28 protein-coding genes and 1 tRNA gene are annotated in these 25,778 nt (G+C 69.1%); 15 read left to right on the plus strand and 14 right to left on the minus strand.

Features of this window, described 5'->3' with window-relative positions:
* Positions 1 to 12 precede the first annotated feature (12 nt).
* Positions 13 to 885: a UTP--glucose-1-phosphate uridylyltransferase GalU gene (gene galU / locus V2S05_RS06495; protein ID WP_413635250.1), complete on the minus strand. Its 873-nt coding sequence runs from the start codon at positions 883 to 885 to the stop codon at positions 13 to 15.
* A gap of 79 nt (positions 886 to 964) precedes the next feature.
* Between galU and V2S05_RS06500 the strand changes: the two genes are divergently transcribed.
* The 3 genes from V2S05_RS06500 to mscL are packed head-to-tail and all read left to right on the plus strand — an operon-like array spanning position 965 to position 2,282.
* On the plus strand, positions 965 to 1,561 hold the full coding sequence (locus tag V2S05_RS06500) for a 5-formyltetrahydrofolate cyclo-ligase (RefSeq protein ID WP_271637077.1): 597 nt from the start codon (positions 965 to 967) through the stop codon (positions 1,559 to 1,561).
* 12 nt (positions 1,562 to 1,573) lie between these two features.
* Positions 1,574 to 1,846 (plus strand): FmdB family zinc ribbon protein, encoded by a 273-nt coding sequence (locus V2S05_RS06505; protein ID WP_413634471.1) that lies wholly within the window; start codon positions 1,574 to 1,576, stop codon positions 1,844 to 1,846.
* Between the two features lie 25 nt (positions 1,847 to 1,871).
* Positions 1,872 to 2,282, plus strand: coding sequence for a large conductance mechanosensitive channel protein MscL (gene mscL / locus V2S05_RS06510; protein WP_271637075.1), 411 nt, complete (start codon positions 1,872 to 1,874; stop codon positions 2,280 to 2,282).
* 104 nt (positions 2,283 to 2,386) lie between these two features.
* Here the strand turns inward: mscL and V2S05_RS06515 are convergent, their stop codons facing one another.
* A complete protein-coding gene (locus tag V2S05_RS06515; protein ID WP_271637074.1) occupies positions 2,387 to 2,563 on the minus strand; it encodes a hypothetical protein in 177 nt (58 codons plus the stop codon).
* Positions 2,556 to 6,263, minus strand: coding sequence for an AAA family ATPase (locus V2S05_RS06520; protein WP_413634472.1), 3,708 nt, complete (start codon positions 6,261 to 6,263; stop codon positions 2,556 to 2,558). Before V2S05_RS06520 ends, V2S05_RS06515 begins: the two co-directional genes overlap by 8 nt.
* 169 nt (positions 6,264 to 6,432) lie before the next feature.
* On the opposite strand from V2S05_RS06520, the gene V2S05_RS06525 reads away from it, so the two are divergent.
* Both V2S05_RS06525 and V2S05_RS06530 read left to right on the plus strand, forming a co-directional pair.
* On the plus strand, positions 6,433 to 6,750 hold the full coding sequence (locus V2S05_RS06525) for a hypothetical protein (protein ID WP_413634473.1): 318 nt from the start codon (positions 6,433 to 6,435) through the stop codon (positions 6,748 to 6,750).
* Positions 6,751 to 6,753: 3 nt separating this feature from the next.
* A complete protein-coding gene (locus V2S05_RS06530) occupies positions 6,754 to 6,963 on the plus strand; it encodes an MGMT family protein (protein WP_413634474.1) in 210 nt (69 codons plus the stop codon).
* A 264-nt stretch (positions 6,964 to 7,227) separates the two neighbouring features.
* Here the strand turns inward: V2S05_RS06530 and V2S05_RS06535 are convergent, their stop codons facing one another.
* Both V2S05_RS06535 and V2S05_RS06540 read right to left on the minus strand, forming a co-directional pair.
* Positions 7,228 to 8,847, minus strand: a complete 1,620-nt coding sequence (locus V2S05_RS06535; protein ID WP_413634475.1) for a cation acetate symporter — start codon at positions 8,845 to 8,847, stop codon at positions 7,228 to 7,230.
* The gene (locus V2S05_RS06540) at positions 8,844 to 9,191 is read right to left on the minus strand and encodes a DUF485 domain-containing protein (protein WP_413634476.1); all 348 of its coding nucleotides are present in this window, start codon (positions 9,189 to 9,191) and stop codon (positions 8,844 to 8,846) included. Before V2S05_RS06540 ends, V2S05_RS06535 begins: the two co-directional genes overlap by 4 nt.
* A gap of 109 nt (positions 9,192 to 9,300) precedes the next feature.
* On the opposite strand from V2S05_RS06540, the gene V2S05_RS06545 reads away from it, so the two are divergent.
* Together V2S05_RS06545 and V2S05_RS06550 are read left to right on the plus strand one after the other, a co-directional pair.
* Entirely contained in the window at positions 9,301 to 10,155 is an 855-nt protein-coding gene (locus V2S05_RS06545) for a LuxR C-terminal-related transcriptional regulator (RefSeq protein ID WP_413634477.1), read from the plus strand.
* An 86-nt stretch (positions 10,156 to 10,241) separates the two neighbouring features.
* Positions 10,242 to 10,586, plus strand: coding sequence for a histone-like nucleoid-structuring protein Lsr2 (locus tag V2S05_RS06550; protein ID WP_271637069.1), 345 nt, complete (start codon positions 10,242 to 10,244; stop codon positions 10,584 to 10,586).
* Positions 10,587 to 10,637: 51 nt separating this feature from the next.
* Here the strand turns inward: V2S05_RS06550 and V2S05_RS06555 are convergent.
* The 4 genes from V2S05_RS06555 to V2S05_RS06570 form a co-directional block, all read right to left on the minus strand.
* A tRNA-Arg gene (locus V2S05_RS06555) sits at positions 10,638 to 10,711 on the minus strand.
* A gap of 29 nt (positions 10,712 to 10,740) precedes the next feature.
* The gene (locus V2S05_RS06560; protein ID WP_271639616.1) at positions 10,741 to 11,238 is read right to left on the minus strand and encodes an HNH endonuclease; all 498 of its coding nucleotides are present in this window, start codon (positions 11,236 to 11,238) and stop codon (positions 10,741 to 10,743) included.
* A gap of 322 nt (positions 11,239 to 11,560) precedes the next feature.
* Complete coding sequence (locus V2S05_RS06565; protein ID WP_413634478.1) at positions 11,561 to 12,289, minus strand: M23 family metallopeptidase; 729 nt, start codon at positions 12,287 to 12,289, stop codon at positions 11,561 to 11,563.
* Positions 12,290 to 12,632: 343 nt separating this feature from the next.
* The gene (locus V2S05_RS06570; protein ID WP_271637067.1) at positions 12,633 to 13,334 is read right to left on the minus strand and encodes a metal-dependent transcriptional regulator; all 702 of its coding nucleotides are present in this window, start codon (positions 13,332 to 13,334) and stop codon (positions 12,633 to 12,635) included.
* A gap of 99 nt (positions 13,335 to 13,433) precedes the next feature.
* Here V2S05_RS06570 and serC point away from each other — a divergent pair, with 99 nt between their 5' ends.
* Positions 13,434 to 14,543, plus strand: a complete 1,110-nt coding sequence (gene serC / locus V2S05_RS06575) for a phosphoserine transaminase (RefSeq protein ID WP_413634479.1) — start codon at positions 13,434 to 13,436, stop codon at positions 14,541 to 14,543.
* A gap of 118 nt (positions 14,544 to 14,661) precedes the next feature.
* On the opposite strand, the gene V2S05_RS06580 is transcribed toward serC, so the two are convergent.
* Both V2S05_RS06580 and V2S05_RS06585 read right to left on the minus strand, forming a co-directional pair.
* Positions 14,662 to 15,309, minus strand: coding sequence for a DUF3027 domain-containing protein (locus tag V2S05_RS06580; protein ID WP_413634480.1), 648 nt, complete (start codon positions 15,307 to 15,309; stop codon positions 14,662 to 14,664).
* Entirely contained in the window at positions 15,293 to 15,673 is a 381-nt protein-coding gene (locus V2S05_RS06585) for a cold-shock protein (RefSeq protein ID WP_071640579.1), read from the minus strand. Before V2S05_RS06585 ends, V2S05_RS06580 begins: the two co-directional genes overlap by 17 nt.
* Positions 15,674 to 15,773: 100 nt before the next feature.
* On the opposite strand from V2S05_RS06585, the gene V2S05_RS06590 reads away from it, so the two are divergent.
* The 3 genes from V2S05_RS06590 to V2S05_RS06600 are packed head-to-tail and all read left to right on the plus strand — an operon-like array spanning position 15,774 to position 19,414.
* Positions 15,774 to 16,049: a multidrug ABC transporter ATPase gene (locus V2S05_RS06590; protein WP_413634481.1), complete on the plus strand. Its 276-nt coding sequence runs from the start codon at positions 15,774 to 15,776 to the stop codon at positions 16,047 to 16,049.
* Positions 16,050 to 16,051: 2 nt separating this feature from the next.
* Positions 16,052 to 17,725 (plus strand): helicase-associated domain-containing protein, encoded by a 1,674-nt coding sequence (locus V2S05_RS06595; protein ID WP_413634482.1) that lies wholly within the window; start codon positions 16,052 to 16,054, stop codon positions 17,723 to 17,725.
* Between the two features lie 45 nt (positions 17,726 to 17,770).
* Positions 17,771 to 19,414 carry a DNA repair helicase XPB gene (locus V2S05_RS06600; RefSeq protein WP_413634483.1) on the plus strand — a complete coding sequence of 548 codons (1,644 nt, stop codon included), beginning with the start codon at positions 17,771 to 17,773 and terminating at the stop codon, positions 19,412 to 19,414.
* A gap of 15 nt (positions 19,415 to 19,429) precedes the next feature.
* Here V2S05_RS06600 and V2S05_RS06605 read toward each other — a convergent pair whose 3' ends face one another.
* Complete coding sequence (locus V2S05_RS06605; protein ID WP_271637061.1) at positions 19,430 to 19,564, minus strand: hypothetical protein; 135 nt, start codon at positions 19,562 to 19,564, stop codon at positions 19,430 to 19,432.
* 10 nt (positions 19,565 to 19,574) lie between these two features.
* A complete protein-coding gene (locus V2S05_RS06610) occupies positions 19,575 to 20,498 on the minus strand; it encodes an alpha/beta fold hydrolase (RefSeq protein ID WP_413634484.1) in 924 nt (307 codons plus the stop codon).
* A 106-nt stretch (positions 20,499 to 20,604) separates the two neighbouring features.
* On the opposite strand from V2S05_RS06610, the gene V2S05_RS06615 reads away from it, so the two are divergent.
* The 4 genes from V2S05_RS06615 to V2S05_RS06630 all read left to right on the plus strand — a co-directional run bounded on the left by V2S05_RS06615 (position 20,605) and on the right by V2S05_RS06630 (position 24,037).
* The gene (locus V2S05_RS06615; RefSeq protein ID WP_413634485.1) at positions 20,605 to 21,141 is read left to right on the plus strand and encodes a TetR/AcrR family transcriptional regulator; all 537 of its coding nucleotides are present in this window, start codon (positions 20,605 to 20,607) and stop codon (positions 21,139 to 21,141) included.
* 57 nt (positions 21,142 to 21,198) lie between these two features.
* Positions 21,199 to 21,891: a response regulator transcription factor gene (locus tag V2S05_RS06620; protein ID WP_071640566.1), complete on the plus strand. Its 693-nt coding sequence runs from the start codon at positions 21,199 to 21,201 to the stop codon at positions 21,889 to 21,891.
* Between the two features lie 22 nt (positions 21,892 to 21,913).
* Entirely contained in the window at positions 21,914 to 23,632 is a 1,719-nt protein-coding gene (locus tag V2S05_RS06625; protein ID WP_413634486.1) for a sensor histidine kinase, read from the plus strand.
* A 117-nt stretch (positions 23,633 to 23,749) separates the two neighbouring features.
* Positions 23,750 to 24,037, plus strand: coding sequence for a WXG100 family type VII secretion target (locus tag V2S05_RS06630; RefSeq protein WP_271637057.1), 288 nt, complete (start codon positions 23,750 to 23,752; stop codon positions 24,035 to 24,037).
* A 79-nt stretch (positions 24,038 to 24,116) separates the two neighbouring features.
* Here V2S05_RS06630 and groL read toward each other — a convergent pair whose 3' ends face one another.
* Positions 24,117 to 25,733: a chaperonin GroEL gene (gene groL / locus V2S05_RS06635; protein ID WP_413634487.1), complete on the minus strand. Its 1,617-nt coding sequence runs from the start codon at positions 25,731 to 25,733 to the stop codon at positions 24,117 to 24,119.
* Positions 25,734 to 25,778: the final 45 nt, after the last annotated feature.

Here is a 25,778-nt window from a genome sequence, read left to right on the forward strand (position 1 = left end):
GTCGTCCTCCGGTCAGAGACCGGCCGCGAACTGCTTGAGCCACGGCCGCAGCTCCTCGCCGAGGTCGTCACGATCCGCGGCGAGCTGCACGATCGCCTTGATGTAGTCGGCGCGATCGCCCGTGTCGTAGCGGCGTCCGCCGAAGACGACACCGACGACACCGGGGCCGTCCGCATCGGCGGCCAGCTCCTGCAGCGCATCGGTCAGCTGGATCTCGCCGCCCTTGCCCGGCTCGGTGCGCTCGAGGATGTCGAAGATGGCCGGCGGCAGCACGTATCGACCGATCACCGCAAGGTTCGAGGGGGCGTCCTCGGCAGAGGGCTTCTCGACGAGGGCATCCACCCGCACGACCCCGTCGCTCTCCGTCGAGGCGGCGTCGGCCGCACCGTACAGATGGATCTGGGCGGGGTCGACCTCCATCAGCGCGATGACCGCTGCACCGGTGCGCTCATGAGTCGCGATCATCTGCGTCAGCAGCGAGTCGCGCTCGTCGATCAGATCGTCGCCCAGCAGCACGGCGAACGAGCTGTCGCCGATGTGGGTCCGCGCACGCAGCACCGCGTGCCCGAGCCCCTTCGGCTCGCCCTGGCGCACGAAATGGATGTCTGCCAGATCGCTCGACTTCATCACCCGCTCGAGGCGGCCGTGGTCGCCCTTCTCCTGCAGGCGGACCTCCAGTTCGGGCACCGAGTCGAAGTGGTCGGAGATCGCGTTCTTGTTGCGACCGATGATCACGAGGATGTCGTGGATGCCGGCGGCGACCGCCTCCTCCACCACGTACTGAATGGCCGGCTTGTCGACGACCGGGAGCATCTCCTTGGGCATCGCCTTGGTAGCCGGCAGGAACCGGGTTCCCAGGCCCGCGGCGGGAATCACCGCCTTCATGGTGCGCATGCGGTTCAGCATAGTGGCGGGTATCCTCGGTCGACCGTGGATGGCCGATCGACCCCCGTATGATCGGGGCATGCGGAGCGAAGCAGAACAGCAGAAACGTGCGCTGCGCGCCGAACTGCGTGAACGCCGTCAGATCCTGTCGCAGGCGCAGCGCGACGAGGCGGCCGTCGGTCTCGCCGCCCAGCTGGACGCGCTGCTCACCGCGCAGGGCGCGCGATCGGTGTCGTGCTTCCTCTCCACCACCACGGAGCCGGGGACCCTGCCTTTCGTCCAGGCGGCGGTGCGACGAGGCATCCGGGTGCTGCTTCCGATCAGCCGTGCCGACGGGCTGCTCGACTGGGCCGTCGCCGACGACTCCGACGCGGTCGCCGAGGGGCTGTTCGGCCTGCCCGAGCCGACCGGCGAGGTGCTGGGGCCGATCGCCGTGAACGATGTGGACCTGATGCTGATCCCCGCCGCCGCCGTCGATCGCGACGGCACGCGACTGGGGTGGGGACGCGGGTACTTCGACAAGACCCTCGGCTCGATGGAGCGCCGCCCGCCCGTGTACGCGGTGATCTATGATTCCGAGGTACTCGATTCGCTGCCGCGCGAAGTGCACGACCAGCCGGTCGATGGCATCGTCACCCCGACGCAGACCATCACCCTGTCGCCCGCGCGGAACTGACAGGAGCATCCCATGCCCACCTACGCCTACGCGTGCACGGCCTGCGACCACCGCTTCGACGCCGTGCAGTCCTTCTCGGAGGACTCGCTCACCCTCTGCCCGGAGTGCGGCGGAGCGCTTCGCAAGCAGTACGGGTCGGTCGGAGTGACTTTCAACGGCTCCGGCTTCTATCGCACCGACTCGCGCGCAAATGCGGGTGCTCCGGCATCCGGATCGGCATCATCGAAGGCGGAGAAGTCGACGGCCGCCGCCCCGGCGCCCGCGGCGACGCCGGCCTCGAGCTGAGGTCCCCATTATGAGAGGGAAGCCGATGATCCAGGGATTCAAGGAATTCATCACCAAGGGCAACGTCATCGACCTCGCCGTGGCGGTCGTGATCGGCACGGCGTTCACCGCCATCGTGAACGCGGTCGTGTCGAGCATCATCAATCCGCTCGTCGCGATGGTCTTCAAGGCGGACGAGGCCGGCAAGTTCGGCTTCACCGTCCGCAACATCTACAACGACCCGGTGACCTTCCCGGTCGGAGAGCTGATCTCCGCCGTGATCACCTTCTTCGCCGTGGCCGTGGTGGTGTACTTCGTGTTCGTCGTCCCGATGAACACGTACAAGGAGCGCAAGGCCGCGAAGAACCCGGCCGTCGACGAGGAGACCCTGCCGACCGAGCAGGAGCTGCTCATCGAGATCCGCGACCTGCTGCGTCGCGACGCCGGCACCCGCTGATCGTCCGGCACGCGAGAACGGCCCGCCTCCTCGGAGGCGGGCCGTTCTCGCATGCCGCAGCAGATGCTCGGTGCGGCAGCGGGTGCGCTGCGGCGCGGCAGCGCTCAGTAATGCGGCGGGACCTCGCGCAGCATCCGCTCATCGTTCGGTCCGCGCTCGCCCTCAGCGGGTGCGGAGCGCTCGGCCCTCTCATGCGGTTCTGAGGTCGTGCCCTCCACGCGGGTCAGCTTCGCGCGGCGCGATCCGGCGACGCGCACGATCCGCTGACGCTCGTCATCCATCGATGTCGAAGGGCTGGGTGTCGTTCTCGGCCCGCACGGCGTGCTCGTCGATCCCGAGCACGGTGGCGATGCGCCGGGCGACGGTGGCGGGATCGCTGTAGAGATCGAACGCGTGCACTCGCACGTAGTGCCAGCCCAGGCGGCGCAGCACCTGCGGGCGCAGCCGTACGCTCTCGCGCAGCGACTCCCCGCGCATCTCCGCGTCGGATTCGATGACGACAGCGCGCCCATCGTGCTGCGCGACCAGCGGAAGCAGGCCCCGGTAGTCGACATCGACCGAGGCACCGAGCCGCCTCAGCTCACGGGCCAGGGCGAGGGTCAGCGGATCGGCGAGGTCTTCGAGACGCGCATCGCGGCCCCGAGCGGCGAGGCCGCCGAGGATCGACATCAGGGTCGAGGCGCCGTGCTCCAGTCGTCCTTCATCGAAGGCCGACGGCCGGATGCACGACACGATGACCATCGAGCGGCGCGCCCTGGTCATCCCGACGGTGAGCAGTCGCTCGCCGTCCTGCTGCGAGAGATCCCCGAAGTCGCTCAGCACACGGCCGTGCTTGGTCAGGCCGAAGCCGAGCGAGAAGATGACGCGGTCGCGACTCTCCGCCACCGACTCCTCGAGCGTGAGCACCGCGAACGGCTCGGCGGTGTCGCGGCTGACGAAGTCGGCCACATCGGACCGGCCGGCGAAGGCGGATGCGACGGCTGCGCGCACCCGTTCCGCGTGCCTGCGGCTGGCCGTGATCACCATGAGCGATTCGGTCGGGCGGTGGATGGCGTGCTCGACGGCGAGGGTCACGACGCGGGCCACCTCGGCATCCGGACTCTCGACCGCGCCCGAATCGGGATCGGGCGTGCCCACTCCGCCCTCGACGTAGTCGACGGTGAGGCTGCCGCGGCCGAGGTACGACCCGGCCCAGGGAAGCGACACGATCTCTCCGCCGTAGAAGGCGTCGTTGATGAGTTCGGCGAGATCCTCTCCCCCGGCTCGATAACTGCGGGTGAGCGTCATCACGGGGAAGAGCTCGGCGAGACGCTCGAAGACCGACACGTCGTCGAAGTCGACCTCGGGCTCCCACTCCGCGTCGGGCAGGGTGGCGACGGTGAACGGCGTGGGTCGCTGGGTCACCGGGTCGCCGAAGGCGACGATCTGACGTGCACGGCGGATCGCCGGCGCGGTCTCGGCGAGGTTCACGGCTGCGGCATCCACGAGCAGCACGGCGTCGAACTCGACCGACTCGGGGATCAGCGGCACCTCGTACGGTGAAGCGATCCACACCGGCGCCAGCACGCGTGTGAGATCGGGGGCAGCCGAGACGATCTCGGCGGTCGTCGCCTCGCCCGTCTTCAGCGCCCGGCGCAGATGGGCGGCCTGGTCGGGCTCATCGACGATCGCGATGCGCCACTGGCTGGCCAGGTTCCACGCCAGCAGGGGGCCGGCCATCGCCGTGTGCGCCTCGTCGACGAGCCGGAAGTCGCGCTCGAGACGATCGACCACCGCGGTGTTGGCGCCGAGAAGCGACCGGTCGTCCTGCAGAGCGCGCTCGAGAAGCGACTGCCACCAGGCGAATTCGAGCTCGGCGGAGACCCGCTCCTCCGGCACGTGCCGCACGGACAGGTCGGAGAGCAGCGGACGCAGGCCGAGGCCCGCGAGCGCGTCGCGGATCTGCGTGCGCTCGACGAGATTGTCGAACACGGCCGAGCGCGCGGCGAGGCCCGAGAGCGTGCGCACGAGACGGGCGACCGGGAGCGAGCTGAGCGGCTCGCGACGGCCCAGGGCGCGATCGAGGTCGGCCAGCTCGGCGGAGACCCGCTGCCACGCGACGTGCACGTCCGAGAGCCCCAGCGGCACCTGCGGCGCCACGCCCGCCTCGACATAGCGCTGCCACTGCGTGCGCTGCTGCTGGATGCGCAGCAGCGCCTCGTGCATCTCCGAGACGTGCGCACCGGGGCGGACGTACTCGCGAGCGAGCTTCTTGAGCCGGCGCCGGTTGGCGGACGACATGCCAGGCGCGTCACGGCGCGAGCCGTGCGCCTGGATCAGCTCGCCGAGGGGTCGTTCGAAGACGGTCGGGCTGAAGCGATCGAGTGAGTCCCGGATGCCCTGCAGCAGCCGCACGTACTCGCCGAGCTCGTCGATCGTGCCGAACGGGCGCATGCTCGTCTGCGCGATCAGCTCGTATCCGCGCTCGAGGAGCGACGGCACGGCCGAGCCGTGCAGCCGTCCCGCGAGCTCGTGAGCCTGCTGAGCGGCTTCAGCGCTGTCGAAGCTGACGCCGTACCAGGGTGAGTCGTCGGGCCCGAAGCGGAACTCGCCGAGCTTGGCCGCGCGAGTGAGCGCCTGCGCGGCGTCGCTGCGGTCTCCGGCGAGCTTCTCGAGCGTGTCGATCGAGAGGCGGGCTCCGGTCGACGGTGGGACGGGGAGGGCTGCGAGCCGAGCGAGCTCTCTGGTCGCGTCGAGGACGGATGCGCCGGTGCGCCCGACCGGCTCGCCGAGCGCTCCCCGGTAGTCGCGGAGCACGGTGCGCAGGCGCACCAGCGCCTCGTCGAGCTCGGCCGCCTTGGGCTGGGTGGCCTTCTCGCTGCGGGCGATCGCGGTGATGAGGTCGCGACGCGCGCGGGCGGGTGAGACGGCGAGCGCGTCGAGGCCCACGCCGGCGAGGCGATGGCGGACGCCGTCGAGCGTCGATCGGCGGGCGGACACGACGAGGACGCGTCGGCCCGAGCGCACGAATCCGCCCAGCGCGTTGATGACGGTCTGCGTGCCTCCCGTGCCAGGCAGCGTCGAGACGACGAGGGAATGCCCCGCGGCGATGCGCGCGAGCACCTCCTCCTGCTCGGAGTCGGCGTCGAGCAGCAGGCTCTCCGAAGCTGGGGCGCGATCGTCCGGTCCCGCCGCGGCGGGCAGTTCGCGCGGCGCGGTGACCTGCTCACGGTCGCCCACGTGCCCGGCGAGCGCATTGAGCACGGGATGGTCGAGATCGACCATGTCGCGCACCATCGCATCGGCGACATCGGCGAATGTCGACACGACCAGACGCGGGTTCACGGCGAACGTGTCGATCGAGCGGGTCAGAGCACGCAGCTGATCGATCACCGGCTGCGGCTTGAAGATCCCCCCGTCGTAGGCGAGAGATGCCAGGCCGACCGGGTCCAGGTCGAGCCCGAAGTGCTCGCGTGCGATGCGCACGAGTTCCGGGTTCACCTCGAATCGTCCGTGCAGCTTCAGCTCGAAATCGGCGTGGTGGCGCCGGATCGCGAGGGGGCGCAGCAGCACGGGGGCGGCGAACTGCGCACCGCCGATGCGCCACCGGGCGATTCCGACCGCGAGGCGCACGGCGTCGATGCCGCGCACCGTGCGCAGCTCGGTGTTGCGCGCGGTGATGCGCTCGGCCGCCATCCGCGCCGTGCGCAGCCCCACCTCGTCGCGGAACAGGTTCGACAGGAGGGTGGAGCGGCCGGTGATGAACTGCGGCAGGCTGCCGGGGTGGGCACGGGAGATGTCGATGACGGATTCCGGAGCATCGACGAAGCTGATCAGCGGCGAGGCGCCGCCCAGATCGGCGGCCTGGGCACGCAGACTGGTGCGACGCTCCTCCGCCGCGTGTGCGATGGCGACGCCGCTCGAGGCGTCGCTGAGATCACCGAGCGTCACCGCGACCGGCTGGGTCGCGCGCTCAGCATCCTTCGCCTCTCGTCGCCACACACGGCAAGCCTAGGCGCGACCGGCGCGACGGGCGGTATTCCCGGCCGTTTCGCGACGATTCCGCGTGCCTGCGCGCGTCTTCCTGCACAGGTGGGCTCTCGACGTGGATCGTCCACAGTCTCCGCGATCGCGGCCCGATCGCAGCGACAGCCGGGAGCAGGATGGTGGCATGAGCTATCGCTACGACTTCGCGCCTACGCCGTTCGGCGACGCCCTGGCGGTCTTCTCGGATGCCGGGATCGTCAGCTTCGACCTCTCGGAGTCCGCGGATCCTCGGGTGCCGTGGCTTCTGGAGAGCGTCAGCCGACGGATCGGAGAGACGCCGGAACCGGCCCCCGGCGTGGCCGACGAGCTGTCGGCGGCGCTCGGCGAGTACTTCGAGGGCGAGCCGGTGCGCTTCGACGAGCGCTTCACCTTCGACTGGCGTCTCGTCGACGGCTTCACCCGGTCGGCGCTGCAGGCCGTGTGCGGCATCCCGTGGGGTTAGACCATGAGCTACGGCGAGGTGGCGGTCATCGCCGGAAGCCCCGGCGCGGCTCGCGCCGTCGGCACGGCGTGCCGACTCACGCCCCTGTCGGTGATCGTCCCCGTGCACCGGGTGATCCGCTCCGACGGCACACCCGGCCACTACGGAGCACATCCCGACCGCAAGCGGTTTCTGCTCGATCTCGAGCGTGACGCCTCTGCGGCGCGGGCGTGAAGGTCGACCGGGGCGCGGTGAGCGCCGGCGGGGCGCGTTGGGGACGGGCCGCCGGTGACCTGCTGGGGACGGGGCGGCGGTGGCCTTCTGGGGACAGGTGGCCGTGACCTTCTGAGGCCGGCGCGGCGGTGACCTGCTGGGGCCGGCGCGGCGGTGACCTGCTGGGAACGGGACGCCGAACGAACCGGAGCCCGGCGTGTAGGCCGCCGGGCTCCGCTCCCGCCGCGCTGGGGACGCGGCATTCGGGTATCTCTGGGGAGAGACCTAGTGATCCACCGCCTTCTCGGCCCCGAAGCCGGTGAGCGAGCGCACCTCCATCTCGGCGGCGAGCGCGCGCGATTCGGCCGTTCTGGCCGTGATCGTGCCGATCCAGCCGAGCAGGAATCCCAGCGGGATCGAGACGATGCCCGGGTTGTTCAGCGGGAAGATCGCGATGTCGATGCCGGGGATCATCGCCTTCTCGTTGCCCGAGAACACCCGCGAGATCACGATCAGGCCGATGGCGGCGATCAGACCGCCGTACATGCTCCACACCGCTCCACGAGTGTTGAAGCGCTTCCAGAACAGCGAATAGAGGATGGTCGGCAGGTTCGCAGAGGCGGCGATGGCGAAGGCGAGGGCCACGAGGAACGCGATGTTCTGCCCCTGCGCTCCGATGCCGCCCACGATCGCGAGCACTCCGATCACGATCACCGTGCGGCGAGCCACCTTGACTTCGCCGTTGGGGTCGACCGTGCCCGTGCCGTCCTTGCCGCGCTTGATCACGTTCGAATAGATGTCGTGCGCGAACGACGCCGCGGCGGTGATCGTCAGACCCGCGACCACAGCGAGGATCGTCGCGAACGCGACGGCCGAGATGAACCCCATCAGCAGCGGACCGCCAAGCGCCTGAGCGAGCAGCGGCGCCGCCGAGTTCACTCCGCCCGGTGCGGCCGCGATGCGCTCGGGCCCGACGAGCGCGCCGGCCCCGTAGCCGAGCACGAGGGTGAGCAGGTAGAACCCGCCGATGAGCCAGATCGCCCAGACGACCGAGCGGCGCGCCTCCTTCGCCGTGGGCACGGTGTAGAAGCGCATCAGCACGTGCGGCAGGCCCGCGGTGCCGAGCACGAGCGCCATGCCCAGCGAGAGGAAGTCGAGCGGGTTCGCGCCGTACTGCAGGCCGGGACCGAGGACCTTCTGACCGTTGGGCGAGTTGTCGACAGCGCTCTCGAGCAGCGTGTTCAGACTGAAGCCGTGCAGCGCGAGAACCCAGATCGTCATCGCGAGAGCGCCGGCGATGAGCAGCACCGCCTTGACGATCTGCACCCACGTGGTGCCCTTCATGCCGCCGATCAGCACGTACACGATCATGAGGACGCCGACGATCGCGATCACCAGCGACTGGCCGATCCTGTCGTCGATGCCGAGCAGCAGCGAGACGAGCCCGCCCGCTCCCGACATCTGCGCCAGCAGGTAGAAGAAGCAGACGGCCAGCGTCGTCAGGGCGGCTGCCATGCGCACGGGCCGCTGCTTGAGACGGAACGAGAGCACATCCGCCATGGTGAACTTGCCGGTGTTGCGCATCATCTCCGCGACGAGCAGGAGGGCGACGAGCCAGGCCACCAGGAATCCGATCGAGTAGAGGAATCCGTCGTAGCCGTTGATCGCGATCGCCCCGCAGATGCCGAGGAACGAGGCCGCCGACAGGTAGTCCCCCGCGATGGCGAAGCCGTTCTGCGTGCCGCTGAACGACCGCCCCGCGGCGTAATAGTCGGCGGCCGTCTTGTTGTTCCGGCTCGCGCGGATCACGATGAAGAGCGTCACCGCGACGAATGCCCCGAAGATCGCGATGTTCAGCACGGGGTCGTTCTGAACCGCCTCGGCGGCCAGGTGTGTCGTCATCATGCCTTCGTCTCCGCCTTCTCGAGCTCTTCACGGATCTCGGTCGCGATGGGATCGAGGCGACGGTTCGCGAACGACACATAGGCCATCGTGATGACGAAAGTCGTGACGAACTGCCCGAGTCCCATGAGCAGTCCGACGGTGATGTCACCCCAGACGCGCTGACTCATGAAGTCGGTCGCGAACGCGGCCAGCAGGACGTATGCGAAATACCAGATCAGGAAGAACCCGGCCATCGGGAAGATGAATGAGCGCTGCAGTCGTCTCAATCCCTGAAATCTGTCTGATTCCTCGACAGCGAGATAGTCGATTCCCGCAGCGGAATCGGGCGTCGTCGGTTGAGTCATGGGGCCTCCTTGCCACATGTCCGTAAGCCGCGTGATGACAATCACGCGGTGGTATCGTCGACGCTACGAAACGGGCGGGTCCTGTCGTCACCCCCGAAAGTTGGTAGCAGTGGTATCGGAGAAGCACCACGGGGCCGCAGACGACCCCGTCGCCGTCGGCGTGCGAGAACTCGCTCGCCGCACTCGCTTTCCGGTCGCGTTCGGCGGACTCATCGAAGACGGCGTCGTGCGGGTGACCAGCATCGTCGGAAACCGGACGCACAGCCTCGACGGACTCACCGTGCGCCCCGAGCGGGGGCTCGGCGGCCGCGCCATGATCGAGCTGCGCCCCCGGATGACGAGCGACTACCGCACCTCGCAGCACATCACACACGACTACGACGTGTTCGTGCTGGGCGAAGGACTTCGCACACTGCTCGCGCTGCCGATCGTCGTCGAAGGCCGACCCCGGGGCGTCCTCTACGCCGGCGCATGGGAGGAGTCGCACGTGGGCGGCTTCACGACGGCACCGGCCATGAGTGTGGCGCAGAGTGTCGCCGACGAGCTGCGCATCCGGGACGAGGTGGAGCGCCGCATGCGCGCGATGCGCAGGGATGCCGCGGTGCACGGCTCGCACCTCGAAGAACTCAGGGAGAGCTTCGCCGAGCTGCGCAGCATCGCAGCCTCGGTCGGCGACGAGGAGATCAGGGGGCGCATCGCCGCCGTCGAACGGCGCCTGGTCGGTGCGTCGGGATCCGAACCGCCCGCGACGACGGAATCCCTCGCGACCGTCCGACTCTCGCCCCGCGAGACGGACGTGCTCGCATGCGCCGCGCTCGGGGCCACCAACGCGGAGATCGCCGCGCAGCTCGGACTGCGTGAAGGCACCGTGAAGGCGTATCTGAGCGCCGCCATGTCGAAACTCGACGCGTCGACGCGCCACGCCGCAGTCGCCCGTGCGCGCCGCGCGGGCCTTCTTCCCTGATAAGGAAAACAATTCACGCGCCGCATTCGCGATACGAATGCCCGCGCCGATTGCGCGGGCGCAATGAATTCAAATACCTTATTCTCATGGCTCGAAGAATTGTGCACCAGCTGGTCGACGATATCGACGGAACGCTTCTCGAGGTCGGCGAAGGAGAGACTGTTCATTTCGCACTGAATGGTGTCGCCTACGAGATCGATCTGACGAATTCCCATGCGGAGGCGCTGCGCGACGCACTCGCCCCGTACATCGAGGCGGGCCGGCGCGCAGCAGGTTCCACCGCGACGCGCTCGTCGGCCCCACGCCGCCGCTCGACGGGAAACTCCGACACGGTCGAGATCCGCGAGTGGGCGAAGAAGCAGGGCATGAAGGTCTCGGAGCGCGGACGGATCGCCGCCGACGTGCTCGAGGCGTACCACGCCGCGCACTGAACGACGAGGCGAAGAGCGGGCCACGCTTGAGTGGCCCGCTCTTCGCATATGTGCCCTCGACAGGATTCGAACCTGCGACCTGCCCTTTAGGAGAGGGCCGCTCTATCCGACTGAGCTACGAAGGCGCCAGACAAGTCTAGTCGGCGGCCCGAGGCTACGCCGCCAGCGCCAGGTACGGTTCCCACACCGGATCCGCGCGCTCTGCGCCGCGCACGACCCACGTGCCGCCATGTGGGGCACGCGGCGGGCGATGCAGTTCCCATCCCATCTCCTGGGGCGTGCGATCGCTCTTGGCGTTGTTGCAGCGCAGGCAGCACGCGACGAGGTTCTCCCAGCTGTCGGCACCCCCTCGAGAGCGCGGCATCACGTGGTCGATCGTCGATGCCGCCTTCCCGCAGTAGCCGCAGCGGTGGTCGTCTCGCCGCAGCACCCCGCGACGGGTGACCGGCTGCCGCCGCGCGGCCGGGACGCGCACGTACCGCGTGAGCAGGATGACCACGGGGCGATCGAAACGCCGCCGCCCGGCGATGACGGGATCGTTCTCGACGCGTTCTATCACGCTGGCCTTGTCGTTCATCACGAGCACCATGGCTCTCTTGAACGAGACCACCGTCAGCGGTTCGTACCCCGCGTTCAGGACCAGTGTGCGCATCATCGTCATCCTCTCGATCCGCCGGGATGGCTTCCCGGCGCTCTCGACTCACACGACGCCGGCGAGCGGAAGGGACGCGGATACAGCAAGAGGCGCTGTCTACAGACAGCGCCTCTCTCGCTCGGTCGGACCGAGGTGGATCTGCGGGCATTGCCGAAGTGCCGGACGACCGAGCGCATCCATGGTGCGGATGCCCGGTATCGAGCTCATCGGCTTCCTCCCGTGCGTCGACGACGGGTTCAGGGTAACCCATCCGCATGAACAGCGGATGCAGCGCATCTGAACGGCGTGCCGATCGACAGCCGGGAGCGTCCTCGCGGTATCAGCCGGCGTTGACGCGCAGCCAGCCGATGGGTTCGACCAGCGACCCGTTGACCTGCACCTCGAAGTGCAGATGAGCACCGTACGAGCGGCCGGTGTTGCCGACCTTGCCGATGAACTGACCGGGCTCGACCGTCTGGCCGGCCTGCACTGCGCGGGTGCCGTTGGTCATGTGAGCGTAGAGGGTCGACACGCGCTGGCCGCCGACGACCGAGTCGATGACGACGGCGACGCCGTAACCGAAGTGGCTCTCGGACGACACACGCACCACACCGCCCGTGGCGGCGAAGATCGGGGTGCCGGCGGGTGCGACCATGTCGGCGCCGTTGTGGGCGCCGCCCAGGGTGCGGCTCACCGAGTACGAGCCCTGCGGCAGCGGGTATCGCACCGCGCCGGAGCCGGCCGAGATCAGCTGAAGGTCGGCATCGCTGATGGTGCCGCCGCGAGTGCCGGAGCTGGCGGCGACGCGGGCCGCTGCGGCGGCACGTGCCTTCGCGGCCTCCTCCGCCTTCTTCTTCTCGATCTCATCGGGAGTCGTGGCGGAGTACGTTCCGCGCTGAAGAGGTGCGCTCGTGGCCTCAGATGCGACCACGAGGGACTGCGCATCGTCGAAGGCCATCTGCTGCAGAGTCGTGGCTGCGCTCGGGGCGGGCTTGGTGGATGCCAGGGCGGGAAGCGCGACACCGGCGACCAGTGCGCCCACAGCGCCCAGGATGGCGACGGTGCGCATGGGCTTGACGCTGGATCGGGCGGAGCGAGGTGCTCGCCGGCGTGAGAGCTTCGGGGTGCCCGCAGGCTCGGTCGGGACGATTTCTTGGGCCAAAAGGGATTCCTCCTGCGCCTCCGCGCTTCGGGCAGCGCAGGCTCGTCAGCAATGTCGTTTATCGGGCACGTATGTCACACGGCACGTTGTGCGAACTCTTCGCGAAGACGACGAGCCAGGGAGGCGATCTTCGCGATTCGTCATCGGCGGGCTTCTTCTCCGACGACTTCACCGAGGCTACCGGAAGATAACGATTCTGTCACCCTGCGAACCTGGCAATCGACCCGACCAGGTGCGAAATGAGCTCAGATCAGGCATTCTCTGCGACGAGGAAGATGTGCGACGCCAGTTCGACGGGCAGCTCCAGGCCCGCATCACTGCCCTCCATCTGGATGAGCACGTATCCCTCGCTGTACCGGTAGTCGCCGCTGGCACCGGGGACGACACCCGCGTCGCGCAGCTGCTCGAGCAGCTCGGGGCTGACCTGCGCGGGCTCCGCGAGCCGGCGTACGGTGCCCGTGATGGGGCCGCCTGCGGCATCCAGCTTCTTCACCAGCCCGACCACGCCGGATTCGAAAGCCGGCGTCTCGATGTCGCCGAGCTGATCGAGTCCGGGGATGGGGTTTCCGTAGGGCGACTCGGTCGGATGCCCCAGCAGTTCGACGAGCCGACGCTCGACCTGCTCGCTCATGACGTGCTCCCAGCGGCAGGCCTCTTCGTGCACGTACGCCCAGTCCAGGCCGATCACGTCCGAGAGCAGCCGCTCCGCCAGCCGGTGCTTGCGCATCACGTCGACGGCCTTCCGGCGGCCGTCATCCGTGAGCTCGAGACGGCGGTCCTCCGACACCACGACCAGTCCGTCGCGCTCCATGCGTCCGACGGTCTGCGACACCGTGGGACCGGAGTGGCCCAGGCGCTCGGAGATCCGCGCACGAAGGGGCACGATGTTCTCCTCCTCGAGTTCGAGGATGGTGCGCAGGTACATCTCGGTCGTGTCGATCAGGTCGGTCATTCATGCCCTCCGAAGCTCTTAGGCAAGCCTACCTTCCCGGCCGGCGACCGACCCGTCACAGGGCATGGGTCGAGCCGTCCGCGCCTCTACAATCGAGCCATGTCGATCGAGATCCCCCGCGAACTCCTGCCCGCCGACGGACGTTTCGGCTGCGGCCCCTCGAAAGTGCGCACCGCCCAGGTGGACGCCCTCGCCGCTGCGGGTGTCAGCCTGCTCGGCACATCGCACCGCCAGGCGCCGGTGAAGAACCTCGTCGGCAGCGTGCGCGAGCGACTCTCCGCACTGTTCCGCCTTCCGGAGGGCTACGAGATCATCCTCGGCAACGGCGGGTCGACGGCGTTCTGGGACGCCGCCGCGTTCGGTCTCATCGAGCGCCGCAGCCAGAATCTCGTCTTCGGCGAATTCGGCGGGAAGTTCGCCAAGGCCGCAGCCGCGCCCTGGCTTGACGCGCCGGACGTGCGCACGGCCGACGCAGGCTCTCTCACCGTCCCCGAGATGGTCGACGGCGTCGACGTGTACGCCTGGCCGCACAACGAGACCTCGACGGGTGTCGCGGCTCCGGTGCAGCGTGTCGCCGCCGAAGGGGCGCTCACCGTCATCGATGCGACCAGCGCGGCCGGCGGCATCGATTTCGACGTCGCCCAGGCCGACGTCTACTACTTCGCTCCGCAGAAGAACCTCGGCTCGGACGGCGGGCTGTGGTTCGCAGCGGTCTCGCCTGCCGCGATCGACCGGATCGAGCGCATCGCCGCCTCCGGACGGTACATCCCGGAATTCCTCAGCCTGAAGAACGCGGTCGACAACTCGCGTCTGAACCAGACCCTGAACACCCCGGCTCTCGCGACGCTGCACCTGCTCGACAGCCAGCTCGAGTGGATCCTCGACGGCGGCGGGCTCAGCTGGGCGGCCGCCCGCACGACCGAATCATCCGGGCTGCTCTACGACTGGGCTGCCGCGTCCGCCGTGGCCACCCCGTTCGTCGCGGATCCGGCACACCGGTCTCCCGTCGTCGCCACGATCGACTTCGACGAGAGCGTCGACGCAGCGGCCGTGGCGAAGACGCTGCGCGGGAACGGCATCGTCGACACGGAGCCGTATCGCAAGCTCGGACGCAATCAGCTGCGGGTGGCGACGTTCGTGTCGATCGACCCGGATGATGTGCGCCAACTCATCCGCTCGATCGAGTACGTGCTCGCGCACCAGGGCTGACACTCCCGGCAGGCTCGCCCCGCCGGCGCGACGGCGCCCCCTCTGATCCGTCAGGATCCGAGGGGGCGTCATCTGTCAGAAGGGGCGCCGGCGTTCGCTGCGGACGGGTCCCCGTCGGTCACTCGTCGTCATCGGAGTCCTCATCGTCGTCAGAACCTTCGTCGTCCTCGGAGTCCTCTTCGTCAGCGGAGTCGTCTCCGTCGTCGGAGTCGTCGGAGTCGTCGTCGTCGTCGTCCACCGAGTCATCGCCCGATTCATCGAGCTCGTCGATGTCGACGCCGTCGACATCGCCGGCGTGCAGACGGGGCGATACGTCCTCGTCGGAGTCGTCGTCGTCGGGCTCATCGTCCTCGGAGTCGTGGACTTCGGGGTCGTCGTCGTCATCGGAATCATCGTCCCCGAAGTCGGCCGGGTCGTCCGCGGGGGCTCCCGCAGCCTGTGCGGCGAGCTCCGCCTGGTGCGCGCGATACTCCGCGAGGCGCTCGGCCCACGGCACCCAGTCGGGCGCGAGCAGCGCGCCGTCGCCTGGCATCAGCTCGACCTCGAGCACGGTCGGCTCGGAGTCGTCGACCTGCGCGACCGTGACGGTCCAGAACCACCCCGGGTAACCGGGCAGCCGGTTCTCGAAGCGCAGCGAGACAGCGCCGCTCTCCTCCACTGTGTGCCCGGCTGCGGGCCCCACGGTCGCAAGAGGCGTGATCTCGTGCAGCGCGGCGAGCGCGAGGTCGCGGGTGGTCTCGGCCAGTTCGTCAGGCGTCGAGGTCATCAGCGACCTTGCGGAGGACGGCGGCGACGGTGCGGCTCCTGGTCGCCGAGGGATAACGGCCGCGGCGCAGGTCGCCGCCCATCTCGTCGAGCATGCGCACGAGATCCTCGACGATGACGGCCATGTCGTCGGCGGGCTTGCGAGCCGCCTTCGCCAGGCTGGGCGGGGCATCCAGCACCCGGACGGAGAGCGCCTGCGGGCCGCGGCGGCCGTCGGCGAGGCCGAACTCGACGCGCGCGTTCTTCTTCACGGAGACGCCTGCAGGAAGGGCAGAGGCGTGCAGGAAGACGTCCTGGCCGTCATCGGATGCGATGAAGCCGAACCCCTTCTCGTCGTCGTAGAACCTGACCTTGCCGGTGGGCATGGGCGAACCTCACTGAAACACGGAACGGAGACGTCGCGCGGCGGCGCGACTCCCTCAGCCTACCCGCCCCCTCATGTCCCCAGGGGATACGCTGAGAGCGATGAGCAAGCACGACGACCTCAGCGCGCCGCAGACCGGGCGACTCGAGCGATTCCTGGCCTTCACCGCGCTCGCCCTGGCCGCGGTGTCCGTGATCTGCTTCTTCTCGATCATCATCGGCACCGCCGTCGGGATGGATCAGTCGGCGTTCGGGCACGGGATCTGGCCCGTCATCGCCGCGCTGCCGCTGTTCGGCCTGCCGATCGCCTTCCTGATGATCATCACGCTGCTCGTGCTCAGCTGGGCTCGCAGGGGACGCGCGGGCTCCGGATCCTGACCATGAGCACGCACGCCCGTCCGCTGGCTGACCAGCTCGCTTCCGCGAGCGATGCGCAGCTCGAGCGGATGCTGCGCGAGCGCGCGGTGCGGCCCGACGTCGGCTGGACCGATTTCTTCGACGCGGCCGAGGCGCTGCTCGAGCCGGCATCGATCGAGCGCGCGCTGGCGCGACTGACGAGGGCCGAGGCGGGCGCCGTGCGCGCCGCTGGGCCGGACGAGCCGATCGCTCTCGAAGACGCCGCGCTCGGACTCCTCGACGCGGAGGGTCGGATGCTGCCGCCGGTGCGAGCGCTCGTGCAGCGGATGCCCGAGGTCCCGGATGCGCCGGGCGCGAGCCCCGCGCCGGCATCCGACGCCGACGCCGCCGGAGCGGCCGAGCGCGCCTTCGCGACGGTCGGCGGACTGGCCGAGCTGCTGCTCGCCGCTCGCACGGCACCGCTGGCGCTGGTGGCGACCGGAGCGCTGAGCGCGACCGAGAAGCGCCGGCTGATGGATGACGGCGATCTCGACGAGCTGCGCGATCTGGCCGAGCGTGCCGGACTCGCCCGACAGATCGATCGCGAGCTCCGGCTGACACCGGCTGCCGAGCGATGGCTGGACTCGTCGTTCCCCGAGCGGTGGGTGCACGTGGCCTCGCGCTTCGCGGAGACGCTGCCCTCGGGCATCCGGACCTCGGCGGCGGCCGACTGGCCGCGACTGCACCCCTGGGATCCGCACTGGCCCGCGCGCGCCGCGCACCTGCGGGCTCTCGCATGGCGCATCGGGCTGCTGGCCGGCGCGCCCGCCGGCGCGTGGACGGTACCGGAGTGGGCCACGGCGCTGCACGCCGACAGGCCGTTCGACAGCGCGGCCCTGCAGGCGCTGCTGCCCACCGAGGTCGACCGCATCTTCCTGCAGAACGATCTCAGCGCCATCGCGCCCGGTCCACTGCAGCCCTCGCTCGACAATCGCCTGCGCACGATGACAGAGCACGATCCCGCGCAGGCCTCGTCGTACCGCTTCACCACCGAGTCCGTGTCGCGAGCGTTCGTCGAGGGGGGCACCGCCGAGGGCATCCTGACCTTCCTGCAGGAGATCTCGCTGACCGGGGTTCCGCAGCCGCTCGAGTATCTCGTCCGGCAGACCGCTGTCAGACACGGTCTCGTGCGGGTGCGCCCGGATGCCGACGGAGGCACCGTCGTGACGAGCGCCGACGCGCACCTTCTCGAGGCGATGGAGATCGATCGGAACCTGCGTCCGCTCGGCCTGATCCGGGAGGATGACGGGCTCGTCTCACGGGTCGGGCCGGAGGCGGTCGCCTGGGCGCTGACGGATGCCCGCTATCCAGCCACCCTCGTCGACGGCACGGGGCGCAGCGTCGCGGCCGGACGCGCCCGGATCGCCGGCGCGCACGACCACGAAGACACCGGATACGCGCCCCTGATCGAGAGGCTGCGCTCGCACCAGGGCCCCGACGCGGACGCCGCCTGGCTCGACCGCGAGCTCGAGGCCGCAGTGCGGGCGAAGGCTGTCGTGATCGTCGAGGTCGCGATGCCAGACGGCTCGCGACGCGAGCTCACTCTGGAGGCGTCCGGCCTCGGCGGCGGGCGCCTGCGCGGACGGGACCGGGCGGCGGACGTCGAGCGCACTCTTCCCGTCCGGAGCATCGTGTCGGTGCGGTCACCGTCGACCTGACCCCGGTCAAGCCCGCAGGCGCCGTGCCCGGTAGACTGGTCTGCTATGTCTGATGGCCCCCTGATCGTCCAGAGCGACCGCACCGTGCTGCTCGAGGTCGCGCATGCCGACGCCGAATCCGCTCGGCACGAGCTGGCGATCTTCGCCGAGCTGGAGCGCGCCCCCGAGCACATCCACACCTATCGCATCACGCGGCTGGGGCTGTGGAACGCACGCGCGGCCGGGCACACCGCCGAGGACATGCTCGAGACCCTCGACCGCTGGTCACGCTTCCCCGTGCCCCCGTCGGTGTCCGTCGACCTGCGCGAGACGGTGGGCCGCTACGGGCGGCTCGTGATCGAGCGCGACGAGGAGGGCTCGCTCGTGCTGCGCTCGACCGACCCCGCGGTGCTCGCGCAGGTCGCGAACAACAAGCGCATCCAGCCGCTGCTCATCGGGCATCCGTCCCCCGACAGCTACGTGGTCGACGCGTGGGCACGCGGTCAGATCAAGCAGGAGCTGCTGAAGATCGGCTGGCCGGCGGAGGATCTCGCCGGGTACACACCGGGCACACCGCACGAGATCGACCTCGCCGAGGACGGCTGGAGCATGCGGCCGTATCAGCGTCAGGCGGTTGACGCCTTCGCGAAGGACGGCTCCGGAGTGGTCGTGCTGCCGTGCGGCGCGGGCAAGACCATCGTCGGCGCGGGCGCGATGGCCGCGACCGGGACGACCACCCTGATCCTGGTGACGAACACCGTCTCGGCGCGGCAGTGGCGAGACGAACTGCTCAAGCGCACCTCGCTCACCCCCGAAGAGATCGGCGAGTACTCCGGCCAGGCCAAGGAGGTCAAGCCGGTCACGATCGCGACGTACCAGATCCTCACAGCCAAGCGGAAGGGACAGTACGCGCATCTCTCGCTGCTCGACGAGATGGACTGGGGCCTGATCGTCTACGACGAGGTGCACCTGCTGCCGGCGCCGGTGTTCAAGCTGACCGCCGACCTGCAGGCACGTCGACGCATCGGCCTCACCGCTACGCTCGTGCGCGAAGACGGCCGCGAGGGCGATGTGTTCAGCCTGATCGGCCCCAAGCGCTTCGACGCCCCGTGGAAGCAGATCGAGGCGCAGGGCTTCATCTCCCCTGCCGCGTGCTACGAGGTGCGCGTCGACCTGCCGCCGAGCGACCGGCTCGAGTACGCCGCAGCGACCGACGACGAGCGCTACCGGCTGGCCGCATCCGCCCCCGCGAAGATCACGGCGGTGCGCGAGCTGATCGCGAAGCATCCCGGCGAGCGCATCCTCGTCATCGGCCAGTACCTCGACCAGCTCGAGAGTCTGTCTCAGGCGCTGAACGCGCCGCAGATCACCGGTGCGACGCCGGTCGACGAGCGCGAGGAGCTCTACCGGCAGTTCCGGGAGGGCGAGATCTCTCTCCTCGTGGTGTCGAAGGTCGCCAACTTCTCGATCGACCTGCCCGAGGCGTCGGTGGCCATTCAGGTGTCGGGCTCGTTCGGCTCGCGTCAGGAAGAGGCGCAGCGCCTGGGCCGCCTGCTGCGACCCAAGCAGTCGAACCACACGGCGAGCTTCTACACCCTCATCGCCCGCGACACGGTCGACCAGGACTACGCCCAGAACCGACAGCGCTTCCTCGCCGAGCAGGGGTACAGCTACACGATCATGGATGCCGACGAGCTCAGCGCCGCCTGAGATCGGGGGCCTTGTTCAGCTCGCCTCCTCGTCCGGCTTCAGGCCGCACCGCCAGCAGGGAGCGGCGAGGTCGTCGAGCAGCGCTCCGCACTCGGGGCAGACCTGCGACAGCCAGCATGCGCTGTCGCCACCATGCTCCGAGTCGCTCATGCGGTCGACGCTACTCCCCCGCCCCGGAATCCTCATCGTGGCGAGCGAACCAGTCGAGGCAGAGGTCGGCGACCGCCTCGGGCGCGTCGTCGACGACGAAGTGCGCGGCGCCGTCGACGAAGGCGAGATCGAACCGATCGGCGTACCGATCCTGTCCCCGGCAGATCCGGCGAACCGTCCGCTCGGCGAACGGCCCGTCTCGGCGACCGAACACCGCCAACGTGGGCGGATGCAGCCGCCGCCGCTTGTAGTGCCCCGTCGACAGCCGGATCACCTCGGGGATGATCATGCCGCGGTAGAGCGCACGGACGGCGGCGTCGAATCCGGGCCGCCGCTGCACACGCAGATATCCATCGATGACGTCGTCCGTCATCGGCTGAGCTGCGTAGTCGGGGCCGAACAGCCAGTCGAGCGACTGCCCAGGCCGATGCAGCAGCAGCGGGGGCATGTGCTTGAAGGCCGGGAGAAGCTTCGGGCTGAAGGTCATGAACCCGGGCGGGACGGCGAGCTGCACGGCCGTGCGCACCCGTTCCGGATGCTCATAGGCGAGCTGACCGGCGACCACGGCGCCGAGGTCGTGGCTCACGATGTGCGCGCTGTCGACGCCCAGGGCATCCATCATCGCCACGAGGTCGGCGAGCATCGACGTGCGGCGGATCACGGGATCATCGACCTCGGTCCATCCCGAACCGCGCAGATCAGGGCAGATCACGCGGAAGCCGTGCGCGACGAGCCGCGGCGCGACGGGCCGCCATTCCCACCAGTGCTGCGGGAAGCCGTGCAGCATCACCACCGGCTCACCCGCCCCCATGACGGCGACGTGGCTGCGCGCACCCGGGGTCTCAACGACGATGTGCTCGAAGCCCGGCGCGGCCGGAAGCGGAGGAGACCAGTCGTGCTCGAGCGGTGTCTTCGTCGATGCCGGTTCGTCCATGATGAGCCTCCCAGTCGCTTCAGCGGGTCAGCATCGGCCCTGCACATAGGCTACTACTTTCATAGTAGTTTGTCACTATGGAAGTAGTAACGATTAGGCTCGGCACGTGAGCAGCACACGTCGACGCGCGCTGGATGCGGCCGTCGACCTCATCGGCGCCGAGGGCATCCGCGCTCTCACGCACGGAAGGGTCGATGCGGCGGCGTCCCTGCCCCCGGGCTCGACATCGAATCACTTCCGCACCAGGGCCGCCCTCCTTTCCGGCGTCATCGAATGGATGGCCGCCGCCGAGCGGGAGGATGCGGGGGCTTCGGCGATCCACTCCCGCGACGAGCTCGTGGCCGCCCTCAACCGGATGATCCAGCTGCAGTCGGGGAGCCTCGCCGGTCGCACCAGGGCGAGGTACGCGCTGTTCCTCGAAGCGGATGCCGATGCCGCGAGGCCCCTGCGGGAGCAGCGGCACGGCATGGAGGCGTGGATCCGTGGCATCCTGCTCGAACTCGGCGGCGCCGAGGCGGCCGCTCGCGCACCCTTCCTGATGGCCGCCGCCGACGGTCTGCTGCTGCACCGGATCACGGTCGACCCCGAGGCGCCCATCACCGACGTCGTCGTTCGCGCGGTCGACGCGGCACTGGCGCCCTGAGACCCGCGCGCCGAAGGCAATCAGCGCGCGCAAGGCCGCAGTCACCATAATGGGGTCATGACTGATGCGCGAATCCTGGTCGTCGACGACGAGCCGAACATCCGCGACCTGCTCTCCCGGGGTCTCAGCTTCGCGGGATTCACGGTGCGGACCGTGGCGAACGGAGCGGCCACGATCTCGGCCGTGCTCGAGGAGGAGCCCGACCTCATCATCCTCGACGTGATGCTCCCCGATATGAACGGGTTCAGCGTCACCAAGCGTCTGCGCGGCGCGGGCTTCACGGCCCCCATCCTCTTCCTCACCGCGAAGGATGACACTCAGGACAAGATCGAGGGCCTGAACTCGGGCGGCGACGACTACGTGACCAAGCCGTTCGCCCTCGACGAGATCGTCGCCCGCGCCCAGGCGATCCTGCGACGCACGATGCAGACCGATGAGGAGTCGCTGATCCGGGCGGGCGAGCTGTCGATGGATCAGGACACCCACGACGTCTTCGTCGGCAAGGTGCCGATCGAGCTCAGCCCCACCGAGTTCAAGCTGCTGAAGTACCTGATGCTCAACCCGAACCGGGTGCTGTCGAAGGCGCAGATCCTCGACCACGTGTGGGAGTACGACTTCAACGGAGACGCCGGGATCGTCGAGAGCTACATCTCGTACCTGCGCCGCAAGATCGATCCGCACACCGAGGAGTCGGTGATCCAGACCAAGCGCGGCTTCGGCTACATGCTGAAGGTCGGCAAGTCGGCATAGCGAGACGCGGTCCGAGGCGGTCATGGCAGGCGAGCCCGATCCCGTCACCCGGTGGTGGCGGCGCATCAGCCTGCGCGCCAAGGTCACCGGCGTCACCGTCGCCGTGCTCGCCCTGGGCCTCATGATCGCCGGCATCGGCACGGTGCCGATCCTGCGCGGGGCGATGATCAACAACATCGACGCCCAGCTGCCGGCCCTCGCCACCACGGGGCAGGCCGAGCGCTTCTTCGATGTCTCGGCCGAGGGCGGCCGGCTCGACTTCGAACCGGCCGAGATCGCACCTCGCCCCACCGAGTTCATGGTCGCGTTCTACACCGCGAACGGCGAGTTCATCGCCGAAGCGGGCGGGCAGGCATCCGGTCCGCGCCCTGACTTCCCCGTGCAGTTCACCCTTCAGGACACCGTCAGCCAGGGCGATCGGGTGATGACCCTCGACGGCGACGACGGCGAGACATACAGCGCCGTCGCATCGGCGCAGTCGGCGCAGGATCCTCAGGGTCTCACCTACGTGCAGATCGTCGCACTGCCGCTTGACGAGGCCGACCGCATCGTAGCCACCTATGTCGCGGTGTACACGACGGTGGCGCTGGTCACCATCCTGCTCGCGGCGCTGCTCACCCGAGGGCTCGTGACGCTCACGTTCCGCCGGCTGGGCCAGGTCGAGTCCACCGCCATGGCCATCGCGGCCGGCGATTTCAGCCAGCGCCTCACCGACCTCGAGCCGACCACCGAGGTGGGCAGGCTCAACTCGGCCATCAACACCATGCTCGACCGCGTCGACCGCTCGCTCGCGCAGCGCGATCGCACCGTGCAGAACATGCGGCGCTTCATCGGCGACGCCAGTCACGAGCTGCGCACACCGCTGGTGAGTGTGCGCGGCTACGCCGAGCTGTACCGGATGGGTGCGATCACGGGCGAGGAGGACACCGCCCGCGCCATGGAGCGCATCGAGAAGGAGGCGATCCGCATGGGCGTGCTCGTCGAGGACCTGCTCGCGCTCGCCCGCCTCGACGAGGAGCGATCTCGCGAGCTGCAGATCGAGCCGCTCGACCTGCGCCCCATCGCGCGGGACGCCGCGCTGGACCTGCGCGTCGCCGCCCCGGGACGCACGATCACCGTCGTCGACACCACCGCCGACGAGGCCACCACCCCTCTGCTGCACGGCAGAGCGCCGAGCAGCGCGCCGACACCCGAACCGCCGCGCTCTCCGGTCGCTCGCGGTTCGAACCCGCTCGCGCGTCTGCGGCGCCGGCCGAGGCCGGCGACTCCCGTCCCGGCGATCGACTTCACCGAGGCGACGGATGCCCCGGTGCGCACGCCCCCGATCGTCCTCGGCGAGGACAACAAGGTGCGCCAGATCATCACGAACCTGCTCGGCAACGCGCGCCGGTTCTCGCCCGACGACAGTCCTATCGAACTGGTCGTGGGAGCGGATCGCCGGCGGGGCGTGGGCACCATCTCGATCGTCGACCACGGCGAAGGCATCCCCCCGCAGATCCGGGAGCAGATCTTCGAGCGGTTCTGGCGCGCCGACACGTCGCGGGCGAGGGAGACGGGCGGGTCGGGTCTGGGGCTCGCGATCGTCGCGTCGATCATCGAGTCGCTGCGCGGCGAGGTCTCGGTCGCAGAGACCCCCGGCGGAGGAGCCACTTTCACCGTCGCGCTGCCGCTGGCACCGGCGCAGTCCACTCCCGCGCACCTGCTGGAGGAGACGCAGCCGATCGAGCGCGTCGACCGCTGATCCCGATCTGTCCTGCACAACGGCGGCGTCCGGCGATCCATCCACCGACGCCGCGGATCCGGGAGCCGGCGTCGTGTGTCTCCTCCTAGCCTCGGAAGTCCACCGAGAGGAGACCCCATGTCCGTCTTCACCGTCGACACCGACGCCGTCCAGGCCGCCAACGGCGCCGCCTACGCCACCATGGAGCGGCTGCAGAGCGAGTCGGCCGCGCTCATGGCCCAGCTGAATCAGCTGCAGTCCTCGTGGACCGGCGCCGCGGCCGTCGCCTTCCAGCAGTGCAGCGAGCAGTGGCGCGGAGCGCAGATGCACGTCGAACAGGTGCTGGGATCGATCAGCGGCGCGCTCGGTTCAGCCGCGTCGCAGTACGCCGAGGCCGACCAGTACTCGGCGAGCCTGTTCCGCTGACCCGAACGAGCCGGAACACGCAGAATGCCCCCTGCCATGCGGCAGGGGGCATTCGACGTGGTACTTCAGATCATCAGGATCAGAAGTCCATGCCGCCCGACGGGTCGGCCGGCATGGCCGGAGCCTTCTCGGGCTTGTCGGCGACGACGGCCTCGGTGGTCAGGAACAGACCGGCGATCGACGCGGCGTTCTGCAGCGCCGAGCGGGTGACCTTGGCCGGGTCGATGATGCCCTGTGCGAACATGTCGCCGTACTCGCCCGTGGCGGCGTTCAGGCCCTGGCCCGCGGGGAGCTCGGCGACCTTGTGCGCCACGACGCCGGCCTCGAGGCCCGCATTGATGGCGATCTGCTTCAGCGGAGCCTCGATCGCGACGCGCACGATGTTCGCACCGGTCGCCTCGTCACCCTCGAGAGCGAGCGTGTCGAGCACCTTCGCGGACTGGATGAGCGCGACGCCACCACCGGGGACGATGCCCTCCTCGACGGCTGCCTTCGCGTTGCGGACGGCGTCTTCGATGCGGTGCTTGCGCTCCTTGAGCTCGACCTCGGTCGCAGCCCCGGCCTTGATGACGGCCACGCCGCCGGCCAGCTTCGCGAGCCGCTCCTGCAGCTTCTCACGGTCGTAGTCGCTGTCGGTGTTCTCGATCTCGCGACGGATCTGAGTGACGCGACCCTCGATGGCGGACTGCTCGCCCGCGCCCTCGACGATCGTGGTCTCGTCCTTGGTGACGATGACCTTGCGTGCACGGCCGAGCAGGTCGAGCGTGGTGTTCTCGAGCTTGAGGCCGACCTCTTCGGTGATGACCTGGCCGCCGGTCAGGATCGCGATGTCCTGCAGCTGCGCCTTGCGACGGTCGCCGAAGCCGGGAGCCTTGACGGCGACCGACTTGAAGATGCCGCGGATCTTGTTGAGCACGAGCGTCGCGAGAGCCTCGCCCTCGACGTCCTCGGCGATGATGACGAGCTCCTTGCCGTCCTGGATCACCTTGTCGACGACCGGCAGCAGGTCCTTGATGTTGCCGATCTTCTGGTTGGCGATGAGGATGTACGGGTCCTCGAAGACAGCCTCCTGGCGCTCCGGGTCCGTGACGAAGTAGGGGTTCAGGTAGCCCTTGTCGAAGCGCATGCCCTCGGTGAGCTCGAGCTCGGTGCCGAAGGTCTGCGACTCCTCGACGGTGACGACGCCCTCCTTGCCGACCTTGTCAATGGCCTCGGCGATGAGCTCGCCGATGGCGGGGTCGGCGGCCGAGATCGATGCGGTGGCGGCGATCTGCTCCTTGGACTCGATCTCCTTGGCGCTGCTCAGCAGGTCCTCGGTGATGGCCGCGACGGCCTTCTCGATGCCGCGCTTGAGCGAGATGGGGTCGGCGCCGGCTGCGACGTTGCGCAGGCCTTCGCGAACCAGTGCTTGAGCGAGGACGGTCGCAGTGGTGGTTCCGTCACCGGCGACGTCGTCGGTCTTCTTGGCGACCTCCTTGACGAGCTCCGCACCGATCTTCTCGTACGGGTCGTCGAGCTCGATCTCCTTGGCGATCGACACACCGTCGTTCGTGATCGTGGGGGCGCCCCACTTCTTCTCGAGCACGACGTTGCGACCGCGCGGGCCGAGGGTCACCTTGACGGCGTCGGCCAGGATGTTCAGGCCGCGCTCGAGGCCACGACGGGCCTCCTCATCGAAAGCGATGATCTTTGCCATGAGTCTTTCGTCCCTCCCGGACGTAGGCGATGGGGTATTAGCACT

The organism is Microbacterium sp. OR16 (assembly GCF_047306725.1).
GTDB lineage: Bacteria > Actinomycetota > Actinomycetes > Actinomycetales > Microbacteriaceae > Microbacterium.